This is a genomic window from Aminobacter carboxidus, assembly GCF_014863355.1.
Taxonomy (GTDB): Bacteria; Pseudomonadota; Alphaproteobacteria; order Rhizobiales; family Rhizobiaceae; genus Aminobacter; species Aminobacter carboxidus.
The window spans coordinates 134,904-159,578 of the sequence record NZ_JACZEP010000003.1; the positions used below are offsets into that span (position 1 = coordinate 134,904).

At 61.5% G+C, this 24,675-nt stretch carries 22 protein-coding genes; 20 read left to right on the top strand and 2 right to left on the bottom strand.

What is annotated here, in order from left to right:
* The first annotated feature begins 7 nt into the window (after positions 1 to 7).
* The 19 genes from araD (at position 8) to IHE39_RS12620 (ending at position 21,037) form a co-directional block, all read left to right on the top strand.
* Entirely contained in the window at positions 8 to 1,732 is a 1,725-nt protein-coding gene (gene araD / locus IHE39_RS12530; protein WP_192566921.1) for an L-arabinonate dehydratase, read from the top strand.
* 11 nt (positions 1,733 to 1,743) lie between these two features.
* A complete protein-coding gene (locus IHE39_RS12535) occupies positions 1,744 to 2,679 on the top strand; it encodes a dihydrodipicolinate synthase family protein (RefSeq protein ID WP_192566681.1) in 936 nt (311 codons plus the stop codon).
* A gap of 201 nt (positions 2,680 to 2,880) precedes the next feature.
* Positions 2,881 to 4,446, top strand: a complete 1,566-nt coding sequence (locus tag IHE39_RS12540; protein ID WP_246485467.1) for an amidohydrolase family protein — start codon at positions 2,881 to 2,883, stop codon at positions 4,444 to 4,446.
* 17 nt (positions 4,447 to 4,463) lie between these two features.
* Positions 4,464 to 5,525 carry an extracellular solute-binding protein gene (locus IHE39_RS12545; protein WP_192566682.1) on the top strand — a complete coding sequence of 354 codons (1,062 nt, stop codon included), beginning with the start codon at positions 4,464 to 4,466 and terminating at the stop codon, positions 5,523 to 5,525.
* Positions 5,526 to 5,545: 20 nt separating this feature from the next.
* Complete coding sequence (locus IHE39_RS12550; protein ID WP_192566683.1) at positions 5,546 to 6,766, top strand: ABC transporter permease; 1,221 nt, start codon at positions 5,546 to 5,548, stop codon at positions 6,764 to 6,766.
* Positions 6,763 to 7,593, top strand: a complete 831-nt coding sequence (locus tag IHE39_RS12555) for an ABC transporter permease (protein WP_192566684.1) — start codon at positions 6,763 to 6,765, stop codon at positions 7,591 to 7,593. Before IHE39_RS12550 ends, IHE39_RS12555 begins: the two co-directional genes overlap by 4 nt.
* Positions 7,590 to 9,065: a chlorohydrolase family protein gene (locus tag IHE39_RS12560; RefSeq protein ID WP_192566685.1), complete on the top strand. Its 1,476-nt coding sequence runs from the start codon at positions 7,590 to 7,592 to the stop codon at positions 9,063 to 9,065. The genes IHE39_RS12555 and IHE39_RS12560 overlap by 4 nt, the downstream gene beginning before the upstream one ends.
* Positions 9,065 to 10,165, top strand: a complete 1,101-nt coding sequence (locus IHE39_RS12565) for an ABC transporter ATP-binding protein (RefSeq protein WP_192566686.1) — start codon at positions 9,065 to 9,067, stop codon at positions 10,163 to 10,165. The genes IHE39_RS12560 and IHE39_RS12565 overlap by 1 nt, the downstream gene beginning before the upstream one ends.
* Before the next feature lie 16 nt (positions 10,166 to 10,181).
* Positions 10,182 to 11,645, top strand: coding sequence for an amidohydrolase family protein (locus tag IHE39_RS12570; protein WP_192566687.1), 1,464 nt, complete (start codon positions 10,182 to 10,184; stop codon positions 11,643 to 11,645).
* A 15-nt stretch (positions 11,646 to 11,660) separates the two neighbouring features.
* Positions 11,661 to 12,383, top strand: a complete 723-nt coding sequence (locus IHE39_RS12575) for an aspartate/glutamate racemase family protein (protein ID WP_192566688.1) — start codon at positions 11,661 to 11,663, stop codon at positions 12,381 to 12,383.
* Positions 12,384 to 12,641: 258 nt separating this feature from the next.
* Positions 12,642 to 13,751 carry a transporter substrate-binding domain-containing protein gene (locus IHE39_RS12580; protein WP_192566923.1) on the top strand — a complete coding sequence of 370 codons (1,110 nt, stop codon included), beginning with the start codon at positions 12,642 to 12,644 and terminating at the stop codon, positions 13,749 to 13,751.
* A 157-nt stretch (positions 13,752 to 13,908) separates the two neighbouring features.
* Positions 13,909 to 14,466, top strand: a complete 558-nt coding sequence (locus tag IHE39_RS12585; RefSeq protein ID WP_192566689.1) for an ANTAR domain-containing response regulator — start codon at positions 13,909 to 13,911, stop codon at positions 14,464 to 14,466.
* 311 nt (positions 14,467 to 14,777) lie between these two features.
* Positions 14,778 to 15,815, top strand: a complete 1,038-nt coding sequence (locus IHE39_RS12590) for an alpha/beta fold hydrolase (RefSeq protein WP_192566690.1) — start codon at positions 14,778 to 14,780, stop codon at positions 15,813 to 15,815.
* Between the two features lie 87 nt (positions 15,816 to 15,902).
* A complete protein-coding gene (locus IHE39_RS12595; RefSeq protein ID WP_210327555.1) occupies positions 15,903 to 17,150 on the top strand; it encodes an urea ABC transporter substrate-binding protein in 1,248 nt (415 codons plus the stop codon).
* A 70-nt stretch (positions 17,151 to 17,220) separates the two neighbouring features.
* Entirely contained in the window at positions 17,221 to 18,087 is an 867-nt protein-coding gene (locus tag IHE39_RS12600; RefSeq protein WP_192566691.1) for a branched-chain amino acid ABC transporter permease, read from the top strand.
* Positions 18,084 to 19,115 carry a branched-chain amino acid ABC transporter permease gene (locus tag IHE39_RS12605; protein WP_184770394.1) on the top strand — a complete coding sequence of 344 codons (1,032 nt, stop codon included), beginning with the start codon at positions 18,084 to 18,086 and terminating at the stop codon, positions 19,113 to 19,115. Before IHE39_RS12600 ends, IHE39_RS12605 begins: the two co-directional genes overlap by 4 nt.
* Positions 19,112 to 19,840 carry an ABC transporter ATP-binding protein gene (locus IHE39_RS12610; protein WP_184770395.1) on the top strand — a complete coding sequence of 243 codons (729 nt, stop codon included), beginning with the start codon at positions 19,112 to 19,114 and terminating at the stop codon, positions 19,838 to 19,840. Before IHE39_RS12605 ends, IHE39_RS12610 begins: the two co-directional genes overlap by 4 nt.
* Positions 19,833 to 20,525, top strand: coding sequence for an ABC transporter ATP-binding protein (locus tag IHE39_RS12615; RefSeq protein WP_184770396.1), 693 nt, complete (start codon positions 19,833 to 19,835; stop codon positions 20,523 to 20,525). The genes IHE39_RS12610 and IHE39_RS12615 overlap by 8 nt, the downstream gene beginning before the upstream one ends.
* 59 nt (positions 20,526 to 20,584) lie before the next feature.
* Positions 20,585 to 21,037, top strand: a complete 453-nt coding sequence (locus tag IHE39_RS12620; protein ID WP_192566692.1) for an urease accessory protein UreE — start codon at positions 20,585 to 20,587, stop codon at positions 21,035 to 21,037.
* Between the two features lie 72 nt (positions 21,038 to 21,109).
* On the opposite strand, the gene IHE39_RS12625 is transcribed toward IHE39_RS12620, so the two are convergent.
* A complete protein-coding gene (locus IHE39_RS12625) occupies positions 21,110 to 23,527 on the bottom strand; it encodes a putative bifunctional diguanylate cyclase/phosphodiesterase (protein WP_192566693.1) in 2,418 nt (805 codons plus the stop codon).
* A 10-nt stretch (positions 23,528 to 23,537) separates the two neighbouring features.
* Positions 23,538 to 24,029: a putative pterin-binding protein gene (locus IHE39_RS12630; protein ID WP_246485468.1), complete on the bottom strand. Its 492-nt coding sequence runs from the start codon at positions 24,027 to 24,029 to the stop codon at positions 23,538 to 23,540.
* A gap of 255 nt (positions 24,030 to 24,284) precedes the next feature.
* Here IHE39_RS12630 and IHE39_RS12635 point away from each other — a divergent pair, with 255 nt between their 5' ends.
* Positions 24,285 to 24,656 (top strand): 6-pyruvoyl trahydropterin synthase family protein, encoded by a 372-nt coding sequence (locus IHE39_RS12635; RefSeq protein WP_192566695.1) that lies wholly within the window; start codon positions 24,285 to 24,287, stop codon positions 24,654 to 24,656.
* Positions 24,657 to 24,675 lie beyond the last annotated feature (19 nt).

Here is a 24,675-nt window from a genome sequence, read left to right on the forward strand (position 1 = left end):
CTACGGGATTACAACAGTGACACGGAAATTGCGTTCACAGGCCTGGTTCGGTGGCTTCGGCAAGGATGCCTTCATTCACCGCAGCTGGATGAAGAACAACGGATTGCCCGACGACGCCTTCGATGGTCGCCCGGTGATCGGCATCTGCAACACCTTCTCCGAACTCACGCCCTGCAATGCGCATTTCCGCGGCCTGGTCGAACACGTCAAGGCCGGCGTCCTCGAAGCGGGTGGTCTGCCGCTCGAATTCCCGGTTTTCTCGTGCGGCGAATCCAACCTGCGTCCCACCGCAATGCTGTTCCGCAATCTCGCCTCGATGGATGTCGAGGAGGCGATCCGCGGCAACCCGATGGACGGTGTCGTCTTGATGGCCGGCTGCGACAAGACCACGCCGTCGCTGGTCATGGGTGCCGCCTCCTGCGACGTGCCGGCGATCGTCGTCTCGGGCGGCCCGATGCTGAACGGCCGCTTCCGTGGCAAGGCGATCGGCTCGGGCACTGACGTGTGGAAGTTCTCCGAGGACGTTCGCGCAGGCGTGATGAGCGAGCAGGAATTTGCCGCCGCCGAAAGCGCCATGTCGCGCTCGCCCGGCCACTGCATGACCATGGGTACCGCTTCGACCATGGCGTCGATGGTCGAGTCGCTCGGCCTGGCGCTGCCAGGTAATGCTGCCTATCCGGCGGTCGACGCCCATCGTGCGCGGCTTGCCCGCCTGTCCGGCCGACGTATCGTCGAAATGGTCAAGGAGGACTTGCGCCTGTCCCAGATCCTTACCCGCAAGGCGTTCGCCAATGCCATCCGCATCAATGGCGCCATCGGCGGCTCCACCAATGCGGTCGTGCATCTGCTCGCCATCGCCGGCCGCATCGGCGCTGAGCTGACCCTCGACGACTGGGATCATTTTGGCCGCGATATCCCGACCATCCTCAACCTGATGCCATCGGGCACGTTCCTGATGGAAGAGTTCTGCTATGCCGGTGGCCTGCCGGCGGTGATGAAGGAAATCGCTGACCTGCTCGATCTCGACGCCTTGACGGTGACGGGCAAGCCGGTCGGCGACAACATCGCTTCCGCCGAGAATTTCAACCACGAGGTCATTCTGCCCCGTGCACAGGCGCTGACCCAGCAGGGTGGCATCGCCGTTCTGCGCGGCAACCTCGCGCCCAGCGGCGCGATCCTCAAGCCCTCGGCCGCATCGCCCGACCTGATGCGCCATCGCGGCCGGGCCGTGGTGTTCGAAAACATCGAGCACTACAAGGCGCGTGTCGACGATCCGGCCCTCGATATCGACGAAACCTGCGTGATGGTGCTCAAGAACTGCGGCCCCAAGGGCTATCCCGGCATGGCCGAGGTCGGCAACATGGCGCTGCCGCAGAAGCTGCTGGAAAAGGGTGTGCGCGACATGGTCCGCATCTCCGACGCGCGCATGTCCGGTACCGCCTTCGGCACCGTCGTTCTTCACGCCGCACCTGAAGCCGCTGTCGGCGGTCCGCTCGCGCTGGTCCAGGATGGCGACATGATCGACCTCGACGTCGAGAACCGCCGCCTGCACATCGAAGTCAGCGACGAGGAACTGCAGCGCCGCCGTATGCAATGGACCCCGCCCGTGCCGGAGATGCGGGGCGGCTACCAAAGCCTGTATGTCGAGCGTGTCATGCAGGCCGATCGAGGTGCTGACCTCGATTTCCTCGTTGGCTGCCGTGGCCACGACGTTCCGCGCGAAAGCCACTGACGGAGAGGCCGATGTCACGTTTTGCCGTCGCCGATATGCATGGCATCCACGCCATTCTGTATGCCTTGTTCGATGACCAGGAACGGCTGGACCGGGCGGCGATGCGCCGCCAGGTCGAGATCTGCCTCGAGGTCGGCGTCCACGGCATGGCCGCGCTTGGCCTCGCCACCGAAGTGTCGAAGCTGACCGATGCCGAGCGCCGCACTGTCATGGACTGGATCGCCGAAGACACCGCTGGCAAGGTGCCGCTGGCCCTGACGATCTTCGGTTCTTCTGTCGCCGAGCAGATCGCCCAGTTGCGCCACGCCGAAAGCGTCGGCGCCGACTGGCTGATCCTGCAGCCGCCGATGGTTGGTCAGTATGGTGCTGCCGAGTACATCCGCTTCTTCGGTCGCGTTGCAGAAGCGACGAATCTGCCGGTCGCCATCCAGAACGCGCCTGCCTTCATGGGGCGTGGACTGAGTTCGACCGAGATCAGCGACCTCGTGCGCCAGCACCCCAACATCCAGCTGGTCAAGGGCGAGGGCCCGGTGGTCGACATCGCCGGCCTTGTCGAGGCGACCGGCGGCAAGCTGCCGATCTTCAACGGCCGCGCCGGGTTGGAAATGCTCGACAATCTGCGCATCGGTTGCCGCGGCCTGATCCTGGCGCCCGACTGTATTGACTACGCGGTCGCGGCTTATGACAGCTTCAAAGCCGGCGACGAAGCGGGCGCGCTTGCGACCTATCGCCAGATGCTGCCGGCGGTCGTTTCGACCATGCAGGGGCTCGAGAATTTGCTGTGCTATGGCAAGCGCCTGTTTGCGCTGCGCAGCGGCCTGGCCGTGCATGATCGTGGCCCAGCTCTTCGCCCCAACGCCACTGGCCTTGCGATGATCGAGCGATTTGCCGCGGAGATGGGGCCGTTGCAGCTTCGGACGGGATTATTGGCGAACGAAAACGGCTAGATAGTTTCACTCCAATCAGAGCAGAACTGTGGGCCCGCTGCTCCCGATTCAGGCGCTTTTTCGACCAATTTTTTTCATTCCAATTTATGCTTGCGCGAATGAATGGAAGGCGCTAGCGTTTAATCAGCGCATGGGGGAAAGCATCTACCCATAAGCGGTTGGCGTGCCGATTTGCCGGTTTTGAACTGGAGCAGATCGAGTATGAGCAACGCCACAGCTCCCATCTTTTCCGTTTTGAACCGGGCACCGTCGGTGTTGTTTCGTGGCGCTTCGGTGCTGACGATGGATGCCGACGACCGGCTCCTCACCGATACCGATGTGCTGGTGGAAAAGGGGCTGATCACGGCCGTCGGCGTTGGCTTGCAGGCGCCGGAAGGCACACGGATCATCGACGCGTCGCAGCACCTGCTTATGCCCGGGCTGATCAATGGCCATGTCCATTCTCCGGCGAATTTCCTGAAGGGCGCGCTCGACGACGCGCCGCTGGAAATGTTCATGCTCTACGAGGTGCCGCCGCTGGCCGGCGCGCCCGACAGCGCCCGGATGTGCAATCTCAGGACCTTGCTCGGCGCCGCCGAGATGTTGAAGCTCGGCATCACATCCGTTCACGACGATGCCTTCTTCAATCCCGTGCCGACGCCCGAGACCATCGACGCGGTCATGGATGCCTACGCCACGTCGGGCATGCGGGCCAGCGTCTCCCTCGACCAGCCCAATGTCGTCGAGTTCGACAAGTATCCGTTCCTGAAGGAGCTGCTGCCGCAGGAGTTGCGTCTCCACATGGAAAACGCGCCGCGGCAGAGCGATGGCGAGCTGATCGCGCTCTACCGCGCATTCATCGCGAAATGGCACGGCGCTGCAGGCGGGCGCCTGATGGCCTCCGTGTCGTGCTCGGCGCCGCAGCGGGTCACGATTCCGTATTTCGAGGCGCTGACCGAACTGTCGGCCGAACACGGGCTGCCGTTCATCATCCATATTCTCGAGACGCGCCTGCAGCGCGTGCTTGGCCAGGAAAAATACGGCAAGTCGCTCGTCCGCTATGTCGATGACCTTGGCCTGCTGGATGAGCGCAAGCTGGTCATTCATGCCGTCTGGATCGATCGGCACGACATCGATCTTCTCGCTGCGAGCGGCTGCACTGTTGCGCACAATCCGATCTCCAACCTAAAGCTCGGCAGCGGCGTCATGCCCTACAGGGCGCTTCGGGATGCCGGCGTGCCGATATGCCTGGGCACCGATGAGGCGGCGGTCGACGACACCGCCAACATGTGGGGCGTCGCCAAGGTAGCCGGGCTGATCCACAAGATCGCCGATCCGGAATGGCAGCGCTGGCCGAAAGCGAACGAGGTGCTGGGCGACCTGTTTATCGGCGGCGCCCGCGGCATGGGCCTGCCTGACAGAATCGGCCGCGTCGTTCCAGGCTATGCCGCCGACCTCATTCTCGTCGACCTCGACACCATTGCCTTTACCCCGCTCAACGACATTCGCCGCCAGTTGGTGTTTTGCGAGAACGGCAGCTCTGTGACGCTGACAATGGTCGATGGGCGCATCGTTTATGAAGACGGCAAGCTCACGACCATCGATGAAAAGGCCCTGCGCGCCGAGATCCGGAGCCTCATGGCCGAGCATCAGGCGAACCTCGCGGAGACACGGCTACAGGCCGACCGCCTCGCTCCCTACTACAGGGAGATGTACCGGAAAACGCTTTCCCGACCTGTCGGAATGAACCGCTGGGTCGGATCGAACGAGGACGTGCATAACAACTAAGATAAGAGGAGAACATCATGACTGGAAACTTCGTCAAACCCTGTATTGCCTTTGCTTTGTCTCTTGCTCTCGGCGTTGCTGGAGGCCAGGCCTCAGCCGCCGAACTCAGGATCGGTGGCGTCGGCGGTGCCGCGCAGGCGGCTGCAACCGAAGCCATGGTCAAGCCTTACGAGGCCATGTCCGGCGCCAAGATCATCGAAGACGAGTATGATCAGAAGCTCGCCGAAATCCGCTCCCAGCAGGAGGCGAAAAGCCTGAAATGGGACATCATCATGGTCGGCCCTTCCATTGGCCCGCTGGCCTGCGATGAAGGCCTGCTCGAGGACATTTCGGGCAAGGATATCGTCAAGCAGTCGGATTTCACCAAGCCGCTCATTCCGTGCCTGGTGCCGATGTTCTCGTCGTCGGGCGTGATGGTCTACAACGGCGCGAAACTTGGCGACAACGGACCCAAGACATGGGCCGATTTCTGGGATGTGAAGAAGTTCCCGGGCAAGCGCGGCTTTTACAACGCGCCCAATGAAACGATCGAACTGGCGCTGCTGGCCGACGGTGTCTCCACCGCCGATCTGACCAAGGTGCTGACCTCGCCTGGTGGCATCGATCGTGCCTTCAAGAAGCTCGATGAGCTCAAGCCCAATATCCAGTGGTGGAACAGCTCGAGCGAGGCGCTGCAGCTGCTGGCTTCAGGCGACATTGCCATGACCTATGCCTGGAACGGCCGTGTCACCAAGGCCAACATGGACGACAAGCGCGACTTCCGCATCGTCTGGGATGCAGGCCACCTGAACGGCAGTGAGTATTATGCAGTGATGAAGAACACGCCCAATCTCGACGGCGCGGTCGGCTTCCTGAAGTTTGCTGCCGAAGCCAAACAGCAGGCGGCCTTCACCAACATCACGCCTTATGCTCCGCTCAACAATGCCGCGGTGCCGCTGCTTGATCCAAGCCTGGCCGAAGTGCTGCCTTCGAGCCACATGAACACGGCCGTCGACCAGGACGATCCTGCCTATGTCTCGTTCTGGCTCGACAACATGGACAACCTGAACGAACGCTTTGCCGCCTGGCAGGCGCAATAACGCACGACTGGGAGCGGGTGATGGAAATCGGCGGACCAGAATTGACCAGGGCACTGCGGGCGTCACGTCGTCGCCAGCAGGTCGGCGCGCTGACGCTCGTCGCGCCGGCCCTGATCTTTCTGATCGCCGTGTTTGCGATCCCGCTCGCCTTGTTCACCTTTCGCAGCGTCGACAATGCCGAGACCTGGAGTGTGCTGCCGTTGACGCGCAGCGCCCTCTCCAACTGGGACGGCAAGGATCTGCCGCCAGAGACGGTCTATGCCGCCTTGGCAACCGATGTGCAGGCGATCGAGCGGTCGGCGGCAGCGACGCTGGGCCGGCGGCTCAATTACAGCGAACCCGGCATGCGCAGCCTGATCATTTCGCTGCACGGGCTAAAGCTTGATCCGGCACGACCCGTTGCCGCACAGATGATCGCTGCCAATGTGCGCTGGGGCGAGCATCGCATCTGGCAGGTCATCGACAGCGAAAGCGGTCGGCTGACACCCTATTACGCGTTGCGGGCGCTCGACCTGCAGCTGGCCGACGGCCGCATCGTGGCGAGCAGCAGCGAAGATTCAGCGACGTTCCGCTCGATCTTTGCCCGCACCTTCTGGATCAGCGGCATCGTCACGCTGCTCTGCCTGATCATAGGCTTTCCTGTCGCCTATGTGCTGGCAACCGCCAAGGGCTGGTTCGGGCGCATCCTGTTCATATCGATCCTGCTGCCGTTCTGGACGTCGGTGCTGGTTCGCTCGATGTCGTGGATATTGCTGCTGCAGCAGAATGGTATCCTCAACCGCTTCCTGATCGACATCGGTCTGATCAATGCGCCCCTGACGCTGATCTACAACCGCACCGGCGTCTACATCGCCATGGTGCATGTGCTGCTGCCGCTGTTCGTGCTGCCGCTGTACGGCGTCATGCTCAAGGTCGATCGCGCATTGCTGCGCGCTGCGGCAAGCCTGGGCGCGCGGCCGCTGGCAGTGTTCCGGCACGCCTACCTGCCGCAGGTCATCCCAGGCGTCATGGCGGGCCTGGTGCTGGTCTTCGTGACGGCCATCGGCTTCTACATCACCCCTGTCCTCGTCGGAGGCGGAGGCGACCAGATGATCAGCTACTTTGTCGCCTTCTACACCAACGCCTCGGTCAATTGGGGCCTCGCCGCCGCCCTTGGCACACTGCTTCTGCTGGCGACGCTATTGTGCCTCGGCGTCTTCCGCTGGGCCTTCGGCAGCGCAACCATGGTGACCGGGCGATGAAATCGGACAGATCTGTCACCATGACCGAACGCGTCTTCGATCTCGGCGCCAAGCTGATTGCCGTATTGGTGGCGATCTTTCTGGTCACGCCGATCCTGGTCATCTTTCCGTTGTCGTTCACTTCGGACTCGCTGATGATCTTTCCGCTGCCAGGCGTTTCGATGCGCTGGTATGTCGATTTCTTCACCAACCCCGTCTGGCTGACCGCCTTGCGCAACAGCCTGATGCTGGCGGTGGTCACCATGGTGGTGGCAACGGTGCTGGGGACGCTTGCGGCCCTTGGACTGGTGCGCCTGTCAAGAGGATGGCGCAGTGTGGTTTCGACCTTACTGCTCAGCCCGCTCATCGTGCCCGTCATCATCATCGGCGTTGGAACATTCTTCTATTTCGCCCGGCTTGGGCTCGCCGGCAGCTTCTTCGGCCTGGTCCTGGCTCATACCGTGCTGGCTCTGCCACTGGTCGTCATCGCCGTCACCGCGACGCTCGAGGGTTTCGATCCCAACCTCGTTCGGGCCGCCTATGCATCTGGGGCGTCGCCGTTTCCGGCGTTCTGGCACGTGACGCGGCCGCTGATCATGCCCGGCATCGCCACCGGTGCGACATTCGCCTTCATCACCTCATTCGACGAAATCGTCTGCGTCATCTTCCTCGGCGGCCCGGAGTTCCGCACCTTGCCGCGCCAGATCTGGAGCGGAGCAAAGGAGACGGTGACGCCGACAATCGCCGTCGCCGCGGTCCTGCTGGTCGTCGCCTCCGTGGTGATGACGCTGGTGGTCGAGGCTCTGAGGAAGCGCGCGCAGCGACTGAGCAAGGGAGCGGCAACATGATGCCAAACGACAGCAAGCAAACCCTCATCCGCGCCAAGTGGGTTGTCGGCTATCAAGGTGGCGAGCATCGTCTGATCGAGGATGGCGTCGTCGTCATCGAGGGCGACCGCATCTTGCATGTCGGGCAGGATTGGACAGGCAAGCCCGACGAGGTCATGTCCGCAGGCAACAGCCTGGTCATTCCTGGCCTCATCAGCGCGCATGCCCATGTCGCGGCCCAGGTAACCGACCGCCTCGTGCTCGATGGCGGGCGCCGCGATTTCCTGCGCTCCGGATTTCTCAACTGTGCACCGCGCAAGGTCTCGGGCGGGCCGAGTCTCGGTTCGTTCGAGGACGCCGATGCCTCGATCGCCTTTGCGTTTGCAGCGCTTCTGAGCCAGGGCGTGACGACCATCGTCGAGGCAGGCAACACCGGCGAAGTCGGAAGCATCATGCTGCGCCATGCCGAGGCGTGCGGGGCGCGGCTGTACTATTCGCCGGCATTCGCCACAGGCGAATATCTGTTCGAAGACGATGGCCGGATGATCGTTCGTCGTGATGAAAAAATGGGTTTTGACGGGCTCGAACGTGCGGTGGCCTTCATCGAGGCGCATGACGGCGCCTTTGACGGACGCTTTCACGGCATCCTCAATCCCGACGAGTTCTATTTGTCGACACCAGAGTTGCTGCGACGGACGAGGGCGGAGGCAGACAGGCTTGGCGTCGGCATCACCATGCATTTCTGCGAGCAGCTGTTCGAGTTCCACGAAACGCTGCGGCTGACCGGCCGCACGCCGGTCCAGCAGCTCGTCGACGACGGCATTCTTGGCGACGACGTGTTGCTTGGGCACTGCATCTATGTCGCTGGCCATCCGATGGTTGCTTATCCCTGGGACACCGACCTCGAGCTGATCGCCGCTTCGGGCGCCACCGTTGCCCATGCGCCGGTCGCCTTGGCGCGCCGCGGCGTGTCGTTGGCGAATTTCGACCGCTACATCAAAGCCGGCATCAACATGGCGATCGGTACCGACAGCTATCCTTACGACCTGATCGCCGAGATGCGGACGGCGTCACTGACGGCCAAAATTATCGGCATGGACAATGAGGCCGCCAAGGCGCGGCAAGTGTTCGACGCAGCGACGCTGGGCGCGGCGCGCGCGCTGAAGCGAGACGATCTTGGCCGCCTGGCACCGGGTGCCAAGGCGGACCTCGCGGTGATCGATTTCGACGATCTGGCCATTGGGCCGGTCTGGGATCCGATCCGCAGCCTGGTCATGTGCGCCACCGGCCAGCACGTCCGAACGGTTTTCGTCGATGGTAAGACAGTGGTTTCGGAAGGCCGCGCCCTGTTTGCCGACGAACAGCAATTGTTGAGAAAGGCCCAGGCATCATGCGAGACGGTTTGGAGCAAATTTCCCGAAACGCACTGGTCGGGCAAGACGGCAACGGAGATTTTCGCGCCCTCGCTGCGCAAGTGGGAGCCGCACGCTTGATGAAGCCGAACGCAGACGAAATCCTGGTCCGCTTTAACGGCGTCAACAAGAGCTACGACGGCTCGAACCTTGTGGTCAGTGACCTCAATCTCGAGGTGCGGCGAGGCGAATTCCTGTCCTTGCTCGGTGCCTCCGGCTCGGGGAAAACCACCACCTTGATGATGCTGGCGGGGTTCGAACGGCCGTCATCGGGCGCGATCGAACTTGGCGGCAAACCGCTCGACAACGTTCCGCCGTGGCAACGCGACATCGGCATCGTGTTCCAGAGCTATGCGCTGTTTCCGCATATGACGGTTGCTGACAACATCGCTTTCCCGCTCAAGCAACGGCGCCGAAGTGCTGCCGAGATCGATGAACGGGTCAAGGCCATGCTGGCCCTGGTCAAGCTGGAAGGCATGGCCGACCGGCTGCCGGCACAGCTGTCCGGCGGCCAGCAGCAGCGTGTGGCATTAGCCAGGGCGCTGGTCTTCGACCCGGCGCTGGTGCTGATGGACGAGCCGCTGGGCGCACTCGACAAGCGGCTACGCGAACATATGCAACTGGAGCTTAAGCGCATCCACGAACGTCTCGGGGTGACGATCGTCTATGTCACCCATGACCAGGGTGAGGCGCTTGTCATGTCGGACCGCGTCGCGGTGTTCGCCGGCGGCAGGATCCGGCAGCTGGCATCGCCGACCGAACTCTATGAACGTCCGGCCGATGCGCTGGTGGCTGATTTCGTCGGTGAGAACAATCGGCTCGAAGGCAAGGTCACCAAAATCGCCGAGGGGCACTGTCAGGTAACGCTCGGCAACGGTCTTGTCGTCACGGCAATGGCGCCACAGCCGCTTGATCCAGGACAGTCCGTGGTCCTTGCCCTGCGCCCGGAACGCGTGGTGGTGGGTGCCGTGGAGAGTGCGGAAAACCATCAGACCGCGATAGTCGCATCGGTTGTCTATCTCGGCGATCACGCCCGGCTGGAACTGGCGGTTGGCGGTCTGACGCTGGTGGCCAAGGTACCCAACGATGCCCGCTACAGGGCGCCGCAAGCCGGCGAGCGTGTCACCATCGCTTGGCGCTCAGAAGACTGCCGTGCGTTTGCCGGCAACGACCGAAATTGACAGGCAGGGATCACTCATGAGCCGGACACATATCAGAAACGCCGACTGGGCAATTGTCTGGGATGAGGAGACGCATCGCCACGTCTACCGCAACGATTGCGACGTGGTGTTTGAAGGCAACAGGCTGATCCATGTCGGCAGTGCCTGGAAGGGCGAGGCCGATGCTGTCGTCGACGGCCGTGGCCGCATGATCATGCCCGGCTTCGTCAACATCCATTCGCATTCGCGCTCCGGCCCGATCGGCAAGGGCATCATGGAAGAGCTGGCAACGCCGACCTTCTGGGGCAGCGGGCTCTACGACGCCAAGGCGGCGTTCTGGAAAGGCAGTTCGGTGAATGGCGACAATGCGACGCCGGTAGCCTCGTCGCGGCTCACCTATCGCGAGTTGCTGCTGAGCGGGGTGACCACCGTTCTCGACCTGTCGGCGCCGTATGAAAGCTGGCTCGACATTGCCGAGGAGAGCGGCCTGCGGGTGGTCGTTGGCCCTTGGTATGCGAGCGCGGACTGGTCGACCAAAAATGGCCACGAGGTGGAGTATATCTGGGATCACAAGGCTGGCCGAAATCATTTCGACACGGCGATCGGCGTCATCGAACAGGCCAATGCGCATCCGTCCGGACGGATGAGCGGTATCCTCGCCCCCGACACGCTCGACACCACATCAGAGGATCTGCTGCGCGATACGCTGGCTCTGGGGACCGAGCGCAACTGGCCGCTGACCATCCACTGCGCCGAAAGCATGGTCGAGTTCCATGAGTTCACGCGACGCACCGGCCATACGCCGGTGGGCTACGCAAAGAAGATGGGCGTGTTGCGCCCCGGGACGATCCTGGGGCACTGCATCTTTCTCGATACGCATTCCTGGCCGCATTGGCATACCCGCGATGATCTCAGGTCGATCGCTCAGAGCAAGACGGCAGTGGCGCATTGCCCGACAGCCTTCGCCAGGGGCGGGGTGACGATGGAAAGCCTGCCCGACTATCTTGCCGCCGGCGTCACCGTCGGCATCGGCACCGACACGTTCCCTCACAACATGATCGAGGAAATGCGCCTGGCCCTGATATTGGCACGCGTGGCGAGTGAAGATTTCAACCGCATGCCGACAGGGGAGATCTTCCATCTGGCAACCGTCGGCGGCGCCGATGCGCTTGGCCGCAGCGACATCGGCCGCCTTGCCGTCGGCGCCAAGGCCGATGTCGTTTCAGTCGACCTGAGCGACCCGAATATGCGCCCGCTGCGGGATCCGCTGAAAAGCCTCATCCATTGCGCCGCCGATCGCGCGGTGCGCGACGTCTGGATCGACGGCCGCCAGGTCGTCTTTGACGGAAAGGTGCCGCAGATCGATCTCGATATGGTTGCGGAGGCGTCCGAGGTACTGGAAGCCGCACAGCGCGCCGCCGAAGCCACCATTCCTGAGGTCGACTGGGCAAAACGCGATGCGCGCACGCTTGCCCCGCTGTCGCTCGCCATGCGCCGCTGAACCGGAAGTGCCATCGTGAAACTGCTGGTCGTCAACCCTAACAGCACCGCAGCCATGACTGCCAAGATCGCAGCCATGGCGCGGGCCGCGGCCTCGACGGGAACCGAGATCGTGGCAACCAATCCCGCGACAGGTCCCGAGAGCATCGAAGGGTACTTCGACGAGGCGTTTTCGGTGCCCGGCATGTTGAACGAAATTCAACGGCACCCGGGCATGCGCGGATACATCATCGCCTGCTTTGATGACACCGGTCTCGATGCCGCCCGCTGCATCGCCGACGCGCCGGTGATCGGCATCGGCGAGGCCGCTTTCCACATGGCGGCACTGCTCGCCCACAAGTTCGGCGTAGTCACCACGTTGCCGCGCTCAATTCCGGCGATTGAGAACAACCTGCTCAGATATGGGCTGTCCGGGCGTTGCGCCAAAGTCCGTGCCGCAGATGTCCCGGTGTTGGATCTGGAACACGGGCAGGAGCAAGTGCTGGCGAAAATCTCCGCCGAAGTTACCAGATTGCTTGACGAAGATGGCGCGGAGGCGATCGTGCTCGGATGCGCCGGCATGGCGGATCTGGCAACTACACTTTCGCGCCGTTTCGGCGTGCCGGTTCTCGATGGCGTCGCTTGCGCGGTCAAGCTTGCCGAAGGGGCTGCGGCAATGGGATTGAAGACCTCCAGGGTACGTGCCTATGCGGCTCCCTTGCCGAAGCGGATTGGCGAAGGCGCAGGCTTCGCCGCTTAGAGGTGTCGCGCCTCGTGGCTTGCAGCGCGCGGAAAGGCTATCCGGCAAACTGCATGCCTTCGCCCGTCTTGGGCGTACGGCCATTTTCGATTGGTCTCACCATGCTTGTATGTTAGGAATAACTAATTCCTCGTAGGGATGGCTTTCGGCAGCAGCGTCATAAGTTGCGCCGGGCCATGGCCGCAAACCGGTCGACGAGGCATGGAAGGCGGAGGATCAGATGTTCGCATCTCAGCTTGCCGTGGACGGCTGTTGAGCATGGGCTCGACGGGCGAGCCTTGGCGTGTTGGCGTACTCTTCTCGCAATCCGGAGATACCGGCGTGATCGAGGAGACGCAGCTCAAGGGCACGATGCTGGGCATCGCCGAAATCAACGCGGCGGGTGGCATCAATGGCCGCGAGATCGTGCCGATCATCTATGACCCGACATCCTCCACCGAACTCTATTCGCATTATGCGCGGAAGCTTCTGATCGAGGATCGCGTCACGACCATCTTTGGCTGCTACACCTCGACAAGCCGCAAGGCTGTGCTGCCGCTGGTCGAGCGGGTCAACGCATTGCTGTGGTACCCGACGCGATATGAGGGCTTCGAATTCTCGCCCAACATCATCTACACCGGGTCATCGCCCAACCAGAATACCATCGAGCTGATCAACTACCTGCTCACGACCCACGGCAACCGGTTCTACCTGCTCGGCACCGATTATTGTTATCCCCGGCGCACCAACCGCATCGTTCGCGATCTCGTCTGCGGCCAGGGTGGCACGATCGTTGGCGAGGAGTATCTGGGTTTCGGTGCGAGCCCAAACGACTTTCGTCCGATCATCCGCGACCTTCGCGACAACAAACCCGATGTCATCTTCTCGACCGTCGTCGGTCAGGCGATCTCCCACTTCTACCAGGCCTATACCGACGCCGGCTTCAGCCCCGACAGCATGCCTATCGGCAGCCTGAACACCTGCGAGGCGGAGTTACGGCTGATGGGAACTGACGTCGGGGCCGGGCACATCACCGCTGCGACCTATTTCGAGAGCGTGGAGAATGAAGAGAATGACCGCTTTGTTCGCCTCTTCAAACAGCGTTTTGGCGAGGATCAATCGACCAACATGTGTGCCGAGGCGGCGTATTTCCAGGTTCACCTCTTCGCGCAAGCCGTCGCAGAGACGAACAGCATGGATACCGACGCCTTGCGTCCGGCGGTGCTCGGGCGGGAGATCGCAGCCCCTCAGGGGCGGATAGGAATCGACTACAAGAACAACCACGCCGAGCTCTGGACACGGATCGGCAAGGCGGACGATCACGGCCGGTTCGACATCCTGCGGGAATCGATGGTCGCGCTGCGGCCCGACCCGTTTCTCGTGACATGAGGGTGAGCGACTTGCCTGAGAGCTGCGCAAACGAGGTTCGGTCATGAGCGGCCCGTCCGCTTTTCGTGGTTCCCGCGGAGCCGGTGCTGACGGTTCGCAACGTGCAAGCGCTGCTCAACCAAGGGCCACGCGTGGATCGGGCGGTGTGCAGGCGGAAATGCGCCAGTCGACGGTGCTTCTCGTTCATCCGCGCGATAGCGATGGCGATGCCGTCCTGCGGGAGATCAGGCGGGTTGGATGCCGCGTCGAGATGGCCTGGCCAGCACCAACGCTGCCGCCGATCGGATTCGACTTCGCGCTGGTAGCGATCGATGCCGACGTGCTCGCGACGGCGCCATGGCTTTCCGGTGAGCCGCCAGTGCCCGTTGTGGCAGTCGTAGACGGGGACAAGGGCGTGCCGGTCGACGTGCTCAGGCTATCCAACGCCCAGGCGGTGTTGGTCAAGCCGTGCCAGCCAGCCGCGGTCCTGTCCAACCTCGCGCTGGCGCGCAACATATTCAGCTATGAGCGGCGGTTGCTGAACAAGGTGGCGAAGCTCGAAGAGACGCTGCATGCCTCCCGTCAGATCGAGCAGGCCAAGCTCATCTTGATGACGCAAAAGAAGCTGCGTGCCAACGAAGCCTACGACTACCTGCGACGGCAAGCCATGACCAAGCAGATGTCGGTTGCAGCGATTTCGGCGGCGCTGGTTGACGCCTACGGCCTGATGGAATAATATCCAAGTGTTCGTGAGGTCTGATGGCCTCCGGCGGCTCCGAATGGGCCAAACTCCGCAGCAAAAGCGCTGCGTTTCATAGAGGATCTGGATAGACCTCGCGCAAACTCAGGTTTCTGAGTGCGCGGGGTTTTTGCGTTTTTCTACCGATTGCAACTCGCTCCGGAGAAATACGCCACAAAACTCGAGGAAGACAGCAACTGACCTAGGATGGTCAGAGCGAATACTTATTGCCTAGGTGAAATTATCAAGATGGCCGGCCTGAGCGGGGTGGCTGAACGCTGAATTATTGCCAAATGCAGGAGGTAGCTATGGCGCAGTGGAAAATAGACAAGGAAGTCGACTATGAAGTCTTCAATCTAGGAGATCTGAAGCTCCAGAAGGGCATGACCCTTCCCGACGCGAAGTTGGCGTACAAGACGTTTGGCAGGCTGAACGCCGACAAGAGCAACGTCATCGTCCTGCTGACCTACATGGCCTCTACCCACTACGACAACCAGTGGGTCATCCGTGAAGGCGGCGCGCTCGACCCGAGCAAGTACTTCATCGTCATTCCCAATGTCTTCGGTAACGGCCTGTCGTCTTCGCCGAGCAATACACCGGCACCTTATAACAAGGCGCGTTTTCCGCATGTCACCTACTACGACAACATCAAAGCACAGCATCGGCTGCTGACCGAGAAGTTCGGCATCACCAGGATCAAGATGGTCACCGGTTGGTCGATGGCCGCGGCGCAGACGTTCCATTGGGCAGCGCTCTATCCCGACATGGTCGAGACCATCTGTCCGACTGCCGGCTCAGCGAAGACGGCAAAGCACAACCACGTCATGCTGGAGGGCGTGAAGGCGGCACTGACGGCCGACGATTCCTTCAAGGACGGTTGGTATGACGACCAGCCCTTCAAGGGTCTGCGCGCCATGGGGCGCGTCTATGCCGGCTGGGGCTTCTCGCAGGAATTCTTCCGTAAGGAGGAATATCTCGAGCTCGGCTACGCCTCCGTCGAGGACTTCATCGTGGGCTATTGGGAGCAGTGGTTCAACCTGCGTGACGCCAACAACATGGTCGCCATGATCCGCACCTGGCAGTCCGGCGACATCAGCGACAACGAACTCTACAACGGCGATTTCCGCAAGGCGCTCGGTGCCATCAAGGCCAAGGCGATCGTCATGCCGGGCGACTGCGACCTCTACTTTCCACCTGAGGACAGCGCGTTCGAGGTCGAACACATGCCGAACGCCGAACTTCGCCCGTTCCGCTCGAGCCATGGGCATTTCGCCGGCGGATCCGGCCTCAGGCAGGCGGATGTGAAGTTCCTTGACGAAGCCTGGCGGGAGTTACTGGGCGCCTGACGAGGCGGCTGTTCGCGATGTGATTTTCAAGCATGAACCTAGTCGGCCGGCGCATTGGCGTCGGCCGCGGAAAACAGGGGAACAAAGATGATAATGAATTCACACCTCAATCGCCGCACACTTCTCAAAACTGGTGCCGGCGCCGCGGCGGGCCTCGGCCTGGCCAGCATCGGTGGCCGAGCTTTCGCGCAAGAGGACACGATCAGGATCGCCAGCCTGCTCGATCTCTCAGGTGGTCTCGACGCCGCCGGCAAGCCGATGCAGGACGCCATCACCTTCGCCGTCGAGGAGATCAACCAGGCAGGCGGGCTCCTGGGCAAGCAGATCAGCCTGGTTACCTACGACACCCAGACCGACATGCGGCTCTATCCGCAATATTCCCAGCAGGCAGCCTTGAAGGACAAGGTGTCCGCCGTGTTCGGCGGCATCACGTCTGCCTCCCGCGAGGTGATGCGGCCGGTGCTTCGACGGCTCAACACACTTTACTTCTACAACACCCAATATGAAGGCGGCGTCTGCGACCGCAACATCTTCTGCACGGGCATCACGCCAGCGCAGAAGCAATCCAAGCATGTGCCCTATGCCATGAACAAATGGGGCAAGAAGATCTACACGCTGGCCGCCGACTACAATTACGGCCAGATCACTGCGGCGTGGACCCGCAAATACTGTACCGAAAATGGCGGGCAGATCGTCGGCGAGGACTTCTTTCCACTCGACGTCACCAACTTCGGATCAACGATCCAGAAGATCCAGGAAGCCAAGCCGGACTTCCTCTACCTCGTCCTGGTCGGCGGCGCGCACCAATCGTTCTACCGCCAGTGGGCAGCCGCCGGCATGAACAAGCAGATCCCGATGGCGTCAACGACGATGACCATCGGCGGCGAGCAGATGGTGCTGTCACCCGAGGAGACCAACGGCATCCTGTTGTGCTTCAACTATTTCGAGGCACTCGAAACCCCGGCCAACAAGGCCTTCCTGGAGCGCTTCCACAAACGCTTTGGTGCCGACTATCCCTATGTGACCGAATTGGCCATGGCCACCTACCAGTCCGTCTATCTGTGGGCGGAAGGGGTCAAGAGGGCGGGCACAGCCGAGCGCATGCCGGTGATCGAGGCGCTCGAGTCAGGCATCAGCCTCGACCTGCCCAGCGGCAAGTTCTCGATCGATCCGCAGACGCATCACTGCGTGATGGACATCAACATCGGCCAGATCCAGGACCGCAAGATCAACATCCTGGAGAGCTATTCGCAGCAGCAGCCACTCGACACTTCAGGCGTCTGCGACCTCAAGAAGAACCCTGACGACAACTCGATGTACGTCATCAAAGTCTGAACGACCCAAAAGCTTGCGGGTCGTTCGGTCACGTCGAGCGAACGACCCCGCAGCGATCCAGGAGGCCTGAATGGACCTGCTCGTAGTACTTTCCTTTGAGGCTCTCAAAGCCGTTGCAAGCCTGGCGCTGATCAGCGTCGGACTGGCCATCATCTTCGGCATGATGAGGGTGATCAACCTCGCGCATGGCGAGTTCCTCATGCTCGGCGGCTACGCTGCGATTGTCGCGACCAAGGCGGGGATCAACATCTGGGTCGCCACCCTTCTGGTCAGCCCCCTCGTGGTGGGGGTGATCGGTATGGTCATCGAGCGGACCATCATCCGCTTTCTCTATGGCCGGCCGCGCGACACCATGCTTGCGACCTGGGGGCTTAGCCTGCTCCTTGTCGGTCTGGCCACCACCATTTTCGGTAACACCACCGAGGGTATTTCGGCACCGGCCGGCTCGCTGCAGATCGGTGACTACCGCATCGCAGCTTATTCGCTGATCATCATCGTCATCGCTGTTGTTGTGTTTGCCGCGATCTGGGCTGTCTTCCGCTTCACGCGCTACGGGCTGATTGCACGCAGCACGATGCAGAATGCCGACATGGCCGCCGCACTGGGCGTCAATCCATCGCGCGTCTATGCCGTCACGTTCGGCGTCGGTGCCGGGCTCGCGGGCCTCGCCGGCGGCGTCATGGCACCCATCACCGGCATCGTGCCGACGATCGGTGCTGCCTATGTCGCCAAGGCGTTTATCACCGTCATCGGCGGTGGCCCGGCGATCCTTGCGGGCACAGTGTCGGCCTCTGTCATGTTCGGGGCGATCGACCAGATCATCACTTATCTCTCTACCCCGGTTATCGGCGAGGTGGCGCTTTTGGCCGCTGCCGTCGTGCTGCTGCGGTTCATGCCGCAAGGCATCACCGGGCGTTTCTTCAGGAGGGCGGCATGACCGCGAATTGGCAAGGAAACGGCGGGCTGGTTGCCGCCACCGTATTGGGTCTGGCGCTGTTGTTGGCGCTGCCGCAGATCGTCGACCCCGTCATGATGATCGAACTGACGTCTTATGTGATCATGGCGATCCTGGCGCTCAGCCTCGGGCTGATCTGGGGCTATGGCGGTATCCTGTGCTTTGGCCAGTCGGCGTTTTTTGGCATCGGCGCATATGCCTACGCCATCGCCGTCATCAATTTCGGTGACAGCACCATCCCGCTGCTGCTCTCGATCGTCGTTCCTGGGCTGTTTGCCGCATTGCTCGGTTACTTCTTGTTTTACGCGCGCATCACCGACGTCTATTTCGGGGTCATCACCCTGACCGTGACCTTGATCCTCTACAAGGTCATGGGTGCGACCTCAGGTTCTCAATATGTTATCGGCGTAGCTCCCTTGGGTGGCTACAACGGCATCCCGGCTGTTCCGCCCCTGAACCTTCCGGGCAGGCCCGACGCGGCATTGTCGTTTGATGGTCTGTTCTATCTATCCGGTCTGATGTTGCTGGCAGTGTATGTCGGCCTGCGGCTGATGCTGAAGAGCCGCTTCGGACAGGTCGTCGTTGCCATCCGCGAAAACGAACGCCGCGCCGAGCTGCTCGGATATGACGCTCGTTTCTACAAGCTGGTGACCTTTGCCATTGGCGGCGCCATCGCTGGTCTTGCAGGTTGCCTGTTTGCCAATTGGGGCATGTTCATCAGCCCCGACGTGTTCGGGCTGGCGCAGTCGGCGCAGGTCATCATCTGGGTGATTGTCGGCGGCACCGGCACGCTGCTCGGCCCCATAGTCGGTTGCTTCGCCATTCAGTGGGTCGCCACGAAACTGGGCGCCCAGCAGCTTCTCAATGCCAACCTGGTGCTGGGCACGATCCTGATCGGCTTTGTGCTGCTGGTGCCGAAAGGCGTGGTGCCGACTGTCAGTGATGCCCTTCGGCGGCTGAAATTCCGTCCCTACGTTGCCACGCTGGTCGAGCAGAGGAGGGTGCCATGACTTCGCCCGATTGCATTCTCGAGACCCGGGGCCTCGAAAAGCGCTTTGGTGGCGTCGTTGCCATTGCCAGCGTCGACTTCAGCCTCAAGCAGCGTGAGCTGCGTTGCCTGATTGGTCCCAATGGGGCTGGCAAAAGCACCTTCTTCAAGATGCTTACGGCACAACTCAAGCCGACGACCGGCCAGATATTGTTCGATGGCATCGATATCACGCGGGCCCAGCCGCATCAGGTCAGTCGCCTGGGCATCGGCATCAAGAACCAGGTACCCGATGTCTTCAACAACCTGACGGTTGCCGAAAACATCTCCGTTGCGGCCCGGTCGCGTCATGGCAAGGCACGCGCCGCGGCCAAGGGCAAGGACGTCATGGAGCGGCTGGGGCTGACGGCACTGACGGGCAGGCTGGTCGGCGAGCTTGCCCACGGCCAGCGCCAATGGGTCGAGCTTGCCATGGTGGTGGCGCTCGAGCCCAAGCTGATCCTGCTCGACGAGCCGGCCGCAGGAATGACGGCGGATGAGACCAACAAGACCGCCGAGCTCATCCGCGAGGTCAACAAGACGGCCGCTATCGTGGTGGTCGAACACGACATGCAGTTCATCAAGCAGATCGCACAAACGGTGACGGTGTTCCACCAGGGGCGCGTGCTGATCGAAGACACGATGGAAAAGGTTCAGGGCAACGAGCTTGTCCGTGAGGTCTATCTGGGGAAGTCCGAAGATGATTGAGGTCAAGAATCTGCACTCCGGCTATGGCCGGATCCCGATCCTGCACGGCATCAACTTCACCATGAAGCCTGGCGAGGTCGTCGGAATCCTCGGCCACAACGGCATGGGCAAGACCACGCTGTTGCGGACGCTCGTCGGTCAGATCAAGACGACGCAAGGGCGCATCGAGTTCGATGGCCGTGACGTCACTTTTGCCAGCTCGTCCGAGCGCGCCCGCGCCGGCATCGGCTACGTGCCGCAAGGTCGCGACATCTTCCCACTGCTCTCCGTCGTGGAGAACCTGAAGATGGGCGAGATCATGCGCGGTGGCGAAAGCGCGATACCTGAGATGCTCGGCCACTTCCCGGTGCTGAAGGATCTGCTTGAGCGGCCCGGGCGAGGGCTGTCAGGCGGACAACAACAGATACTGGCGCTCGCCCGCTGCCTCGCCGGACGCCCGAAGCTGATACTGCTCGACGAGCCGACAGAGGGCATACAGCCCTCGATCGTCGATCTCATCGCTGAAAAGCTCGGCGAACTGAAGGTCACTCTGGGTCTTGGCATTATCCTCGTCGAGCAGGACATCCGCTTCATCCGCCAACTGGCCGATCGCGTGCTGATCATCCAGAAGGGCGCTTTTGTCGCCGAGATTTCACCCGATCAACTCTACGACAGGGAAACGGTCGACGCACATCTGGGGATCTGACCTCGGACCAGCTGCAAGTTGCCTTGTAACCCAGCGGCCAACCGCGCCAGGGGCTTTGAATGTTGAAGCTGAATTCCATCGTCGGATTGGCGGCTGACCAGCAGTTGAGCGCCCGACTGCATCTGCTCGATCACGAAGGCCGTGTCGAGTTCATCATGCTCGACACCGCTGAAATCACGCGACGTCGCCTGTCGGCGCGAACCGACCGTGGCACGCTGTGCACAATCTCCCTGCCGCGGACGCAACGGCTTGTCGACGGAGCGGTGCTGTTGCTCGAAGACAAGCGCGCCATCGTCGTTCGCGCCGAGCCGGAACGGTGGCTGGTCTTCAAGGCGGCCAATGCCGCTGCCGGAATCGAGCTCGGATATTGTGCCGGAAACATGCACTGGCCGGTGCGTTTCGAAGGTGACCACCTTTACGTTGTCGGCGAGCTTGGATCCGTCCATGTTCTGGATCGGCTCCACCATGTGCTCGACCGGGGTGCGGTAATTTTCCTTGGCGAAGACAAGTGACTGCCAACAGCTATTTTCGCCAATCAGCGAACCGATGTTCCAGTTCAGCCGTTGCGAGGGCGCGCTGGCGCCTTACGCCAGTGTCAGCTTGGCGCGTTGATCTTCGAGATATCGCCTGAGGTTTGCAACGGACATCGGTGGGCTGAAGAAGTGCCCCTGAACCGCGTCGCACCCGGTGGCCCGGACGATCAACAACTGTTCTTCGGTTTCGACACCCTCAGCGACGGTGGTCATCTCCAGCGCATGCGACAGGTTCACGATTGCGCTGACGATTGCGCAATGGTCGCGGTTGCCGGCGATCTCAGCGATGAAGGAACGGTCGATCTTGACCTTGTCGACGGGAAAGTTTCTGAGGTAGCTGAGGGACGAGTAGCCCGTCCCGAAATCGTCGAGTGAAATCTTGACGCCGAGCGCGTGCAACCGGTTCAGGGCGAGCAAGGTTTCCTTGTTGTCACCCAGCAGCAGGGATTCGGTGATTTCGAGCTCAAGGCGCTCGGGCGCCAGGCCTGTCAGCGACAGCACGTTGGCGACGGTCTCGACGATGTTTCCCCGCCTGAACTGACCCGGCGACAGGTTGACCGCAACATTCACGTTGCCCGGCAATTTCACCGCTTCCCGACAGGCCTTCTCGAGCACCCAGGCGCCGAGATGTACGATCAGGCCCGTGCTTTCGGCGATCGGGATGAACTCGTCGGGCCGAATCTGGCCACGCTGGCAGCCCGGCCAGCGCAGCAACGCCTCGACCACGGCGACTTGCTTGCTCTGGAGATTGACGATCGGCTGGAAGACCAGTTCGAATTCCTTGTCGAAATCGGCTGCCCTGAGATCGAGTTCGAGCATGCGCCGGCGTTGCAGCCGGTCGTCCATCTCCGGCGCATAAAACTGATAGCTGCCGCGGCCATCGCTTTTGGCGCGGTAAAGTGCCAGATCGGCGTTCTTCACCAGGTCGTCGGCAACGCCGTCGCAATCCGATGCCAGCGCAATGCCGATGCTGGCGCCGATGACGATATGGTGAGCGTCGAGGTGGTAGGGTTCTTCAAGGGCTTCGATCAGCCGGTGTGCCACATGTGCGGCGCCATCGCGGCCGACTGCCGGCTGGACGATGAGGAACTCGTCGCCGCCAAGACGGGCAACGACATCATATTCGCGGACCATGCCAGAGATGCGATTGGCAACCTCGCGCAGCAATGCATCGCCGACAGGGTGGCCAAGCGTGTCATTGACGTTCTTGAAGTTATCAAGATCGAGGCAGAGCACCGCAGTGTCCTGATGATGCCTGCGGCCATGCGCCAGCTCCTGTTCCAGGCGCTCGCGCAGCAACAGGCGGTTTGGCAACCCGGTCAATGGATCATGGCGCGCCATATGGGCAATGCGCTCTTCCGAAAGATGGCGCTCGGTGATGTCCTCATAGGTGGCAACCCATCCGCCTGAATCCATTGGCTGATGCAGGATCGAGACGATGCGACCGTCGACAAGCTTCTGCAGCAGGACGCCGGGCTGGCCCTTTTCGATCAGCTGCTGCTGGGAGCGATAGGCAAGGTCGGCGCCTTGTTGCGTGGAGGTCGCGGCGTCGATCGATGCCTGCATGATCTGTTGGGGGGTGGTCCCCGGCGCAAGGCTGCCGTCGGGGAGGCCGTACATCGCGGCGAACTTGCTGTTGCTGACAATGAGCCGCTGGGAGGCATCGAACATGCACAGGCCCTGCGACATGTTGCTCAAGGCGGCATCGAACAGGCCATTTTGGGTGGCGAGCGCGTGGTTCGCGCCGAGTACTGCGGCGTTCGCCGTTTCAAGGTCATCGGATGTGCGGCGAAGATCCTCGTTTGCGGCATTGAGCGCGTCGGAAGTCTGCGTCAGCAGCCGGTTGTGCCACCTCAAAAGCGCAATGAACGCAAGGCTGCACAGGAAGAAGCCAATCGCCACCGCAGAGAAGCTGCTGTGGAGGCTCAGCAGCTCGTCGTCGACCTTGGCTGCCTGCACGGCGCTGTACTGGTTGGCTTCCGAGGCCAGGCCGATAAGTTCGGACTCCAGCGAGGCCATTGATTTCAGGATGGATTGCGCCTTGCCCGGCTCGTCGATCCTGGCAATGACCTTGTCCATGTCTTGGACAAATGCGGACAGCTGGGCGACGATCGCCTTTCGCTCAGGCGCCTCATCGACAAATGCCTCGAACTGGCCGGTGGTGAAACCACCGAGCCGGCTCTTCAGAATCTCGAAGCGGAGCTGCGTGTCGGCCTTGACCTGTTCGTTCGGCGAAGCCGCCAGCGACGCCACCCGTTGATGGAGTCGCAGGTATTCATTCACGCCCTGGCTGGCACTCCAGGCAACGTCGTATCGCGAGAGTTTTCCTATCGATGCCTGACGTTCGAAGATGACGACGGACAAATAGGCGGCGGCGATGGCGAACGCGGCAATGGTGCCGATCAGCAGTGCTTTGAGCAGATGGAATGCAATGGCACGGCGAGATCCGGGCGCTAACAAAGCGGCCATGACATCTTCCCTACCGGACGATTAGCCGGGCCAGCTGCCAAACCGAGCGTGAATAGAACTTCTGGCTTTGAAGCTCCGGTTCGCTGTCATACGGGTAGACGATGAACAGCGGGCCCTTGTCGCTGACCGCCATGTACTGGCCGTCACGCTTGAGGGCCAGCAGCACGTTGTGCTTCGCAAAGTCCTCGGTTGGTATCGTTGTCTTGTAGTCGTTGAGCGCGACGGCGACCGCTTCTTTTCCGTCGGCGCCAACGAGCTCCATGATCTTCTGAAGCGGGACGCCCTCGAACTTGACCATGCCCGTGAACCACGGCGTCGTTGTCTCGATTGCGGTGACGCCGAGCGCTTCGAGCATATCGCGGTCAAACGAAGCCACACCATTGCCATTTGTGACGCTGATCTTGCCTTCGATGACCAGGATCGGGGTGCCTTTGGGCGCCTCGAGTTTGCCGTCTTCGGCCTGAGCCGCCGACAACGCGAAAAGTGCCAATGACGTAGCCATTGCCACGGCTCGAATGATGGAAGACAAGAGGTGATTCATAGCGCGTACTCCCCGGCACTGTAAGTTTGCATTGGACGATGCCAAAGGTCACTGAAAAACACATTAACAGCGTTGAATATGCCACAATAATCAGCACGATATCGTGTATCGGCAAGTAGCAGACGGATGTTGCTTGTTTTGTTCGAATTGACCGACTCAGGAGCCGGTGGCAGATATCCGGCACTGCGTTGAACGCGACAAGGGTCAGGACGGGAAATGATCGAGACTTTCAAGGAGTTCACCTTCGAGGCCGCGCACCAGCTGCAGCCTTATTCGGGCCTCCACGGTCATTCGTTCCAGGTGAGCGTTCATCTGGTCGGCGACCCGGACCCGGTCTTTGGCTGGCCCGCCAATCTCTATGAGCTGGAAAAGCAGATTGAGCTGCTCCGCAAGACCATCGACCACACCTACCTCAACGACATCGAAGGGCTTGCGGTGCCTTCGCTCGAGAACGTAGCGCGCTGGATCTGGGACAGGTTGGAACCCCAGTTCCCGCAACTCGATCGCGTGGCGGTCCGCAGGGGAGCGCAAGGGCAGGCGGAAGGTACTGTGTATAGCGGGCGGGCGCTGCATAAGGCCGGCGCTTGAACGGCAGCTCTTGACTTGC

Coding starts and splice junctions, on each gene's coding strand:
- IHE39_RS12595 (WP_210327555.1), top strand. CDS start 15,903: ATGATAATGAATTCACACCTCAATCGCCGCACACTTCTCAAAACTGGT.
- IHE39_RS12610 (WP_184770395.1), top strand. CDS start 19,112: ATGACTTCGCCCGATTGCATTCTCGAGACCCGGGGCCTCGAAAAGCGC.
- IHE39_RS12585 (WP_192566689.1), top strand. CDS start 13,909: ATGCGCCAGTCGACGGTGCTTCTCGTTCATCCGCGCGATAGCGATGGC.
- IHE39_RS12560 (WP_192566685.1), top strand. CDS start 7,590: ATGATGCCAAACGACAGCAAGCAAACCCTCATCCGCGCCAAGTGGGTT.
- IHE39_RS12600 (WP_192566691.1), top strand. CDS start 17,221: ATGGACCTGCTCGTAGTACTTTCCTTTGAGGCTCTCAAAGCCGTTGCA.
- IHE39_RS12635 (WP_192566695.1), top strand. CDS start 24,285: ATGATCGAGACTTTCAAGGAGTTCACCTTCGAGGCCGCGCACCAGCTG.
- IHE39_RS12535 (WP_192566681.1), top strand. CDS start 1,744: ATGTCACGTTTTGCCGTCGCCGATATGCATGGCATCCACGCCATTCTG.
- IHE39_RS12625 (WP_192566693.1), bottom strand. CDS start 23,527: ATGGCCGCTTTGTTAGCGCCCGGATCTCGCCGTGCCATTGCATTCCAT.
- IHE39_RS12615 (WP_184770396.1), top strand. CDS start 19,833: ATGATTGAGGTCAAGAATCTGCACTCCGGCTATGGCCGGATCCCGATC.
- IHE39_RS12565 (WP_192566686.1), top strand. CDS start 9,065: ATGAAGCCGAACGCAGACGAAATCCTGGTCCGCTTTAACGGCGTCAAC.
- IHE39_RS12580 (WP_192566923.1), top strand. CDS start 12,642: ATGGGCTCGACGGGCGAGCCTTGGCGTGTTGGCGTACTCTTCTCGCAA.
- IHE39_RS12570 (WP_192566687.1), top strand. CDS start 10,182: ATGAGCCGGACACATATCAGAAACGCCGACTGGGCAATTGTCTGGGAT.
- IHE39_RS12620 (WP_192566692.1), top strand. CDS start 20,585: ATGTTGAAGCTGAATTCCATCGTCGGATTGGCGGCTGACCAGCAGTTG.
- IHE39_RS12605 (WP_184770394.1), top strand. CDS start 18,084: ATGACCGCGAATTGGCAAGGAAACGGCGGGCTGGTTGCCGCCACCGTA.
- IHE39_RS12550 (WP_192566683.1), top strand. CDS start 5,546: ATGGAAATCGGCGGACCAGAATTGACCAGGGCACTGCGGGCGTCACGT.
- IHE39_RS12540 (WP_246485467.1), top strand. CDS start 2,881: ATGAGCAACGCCACAGCTCCCATCTTTTCCGTTTTGAACCGGGCACCG.
- IHE39_RS12555 (WP_192566684.1), top strand. CDS start 6,763: ATGAAATCGGACAGATCTGTCACCATGACCGAACGCGTCTTCGATCTC.
- IHE39_RS12545 (WP_192566682.1), top strand. CDS start 4,464: ATGACTGGAAACTTCGTCAAACCCTGTATTGCCTTTGCTTTGTCTCTT.
- IHE39_RS12590 (WP_192566690.1), top strand. CDS start 14,778: ATGGCGCAGTGGAAAATAGACAAGGAAGTCGACTATGAAGTCTTCAAT.
- IHE39_RS12630 (WP_246485468.1), bottom strand. CDS start 24,029: ATGGCTACGTCATTGGCACTTTTCGCGTTGTCGGCGGCTCAGGCCGAA.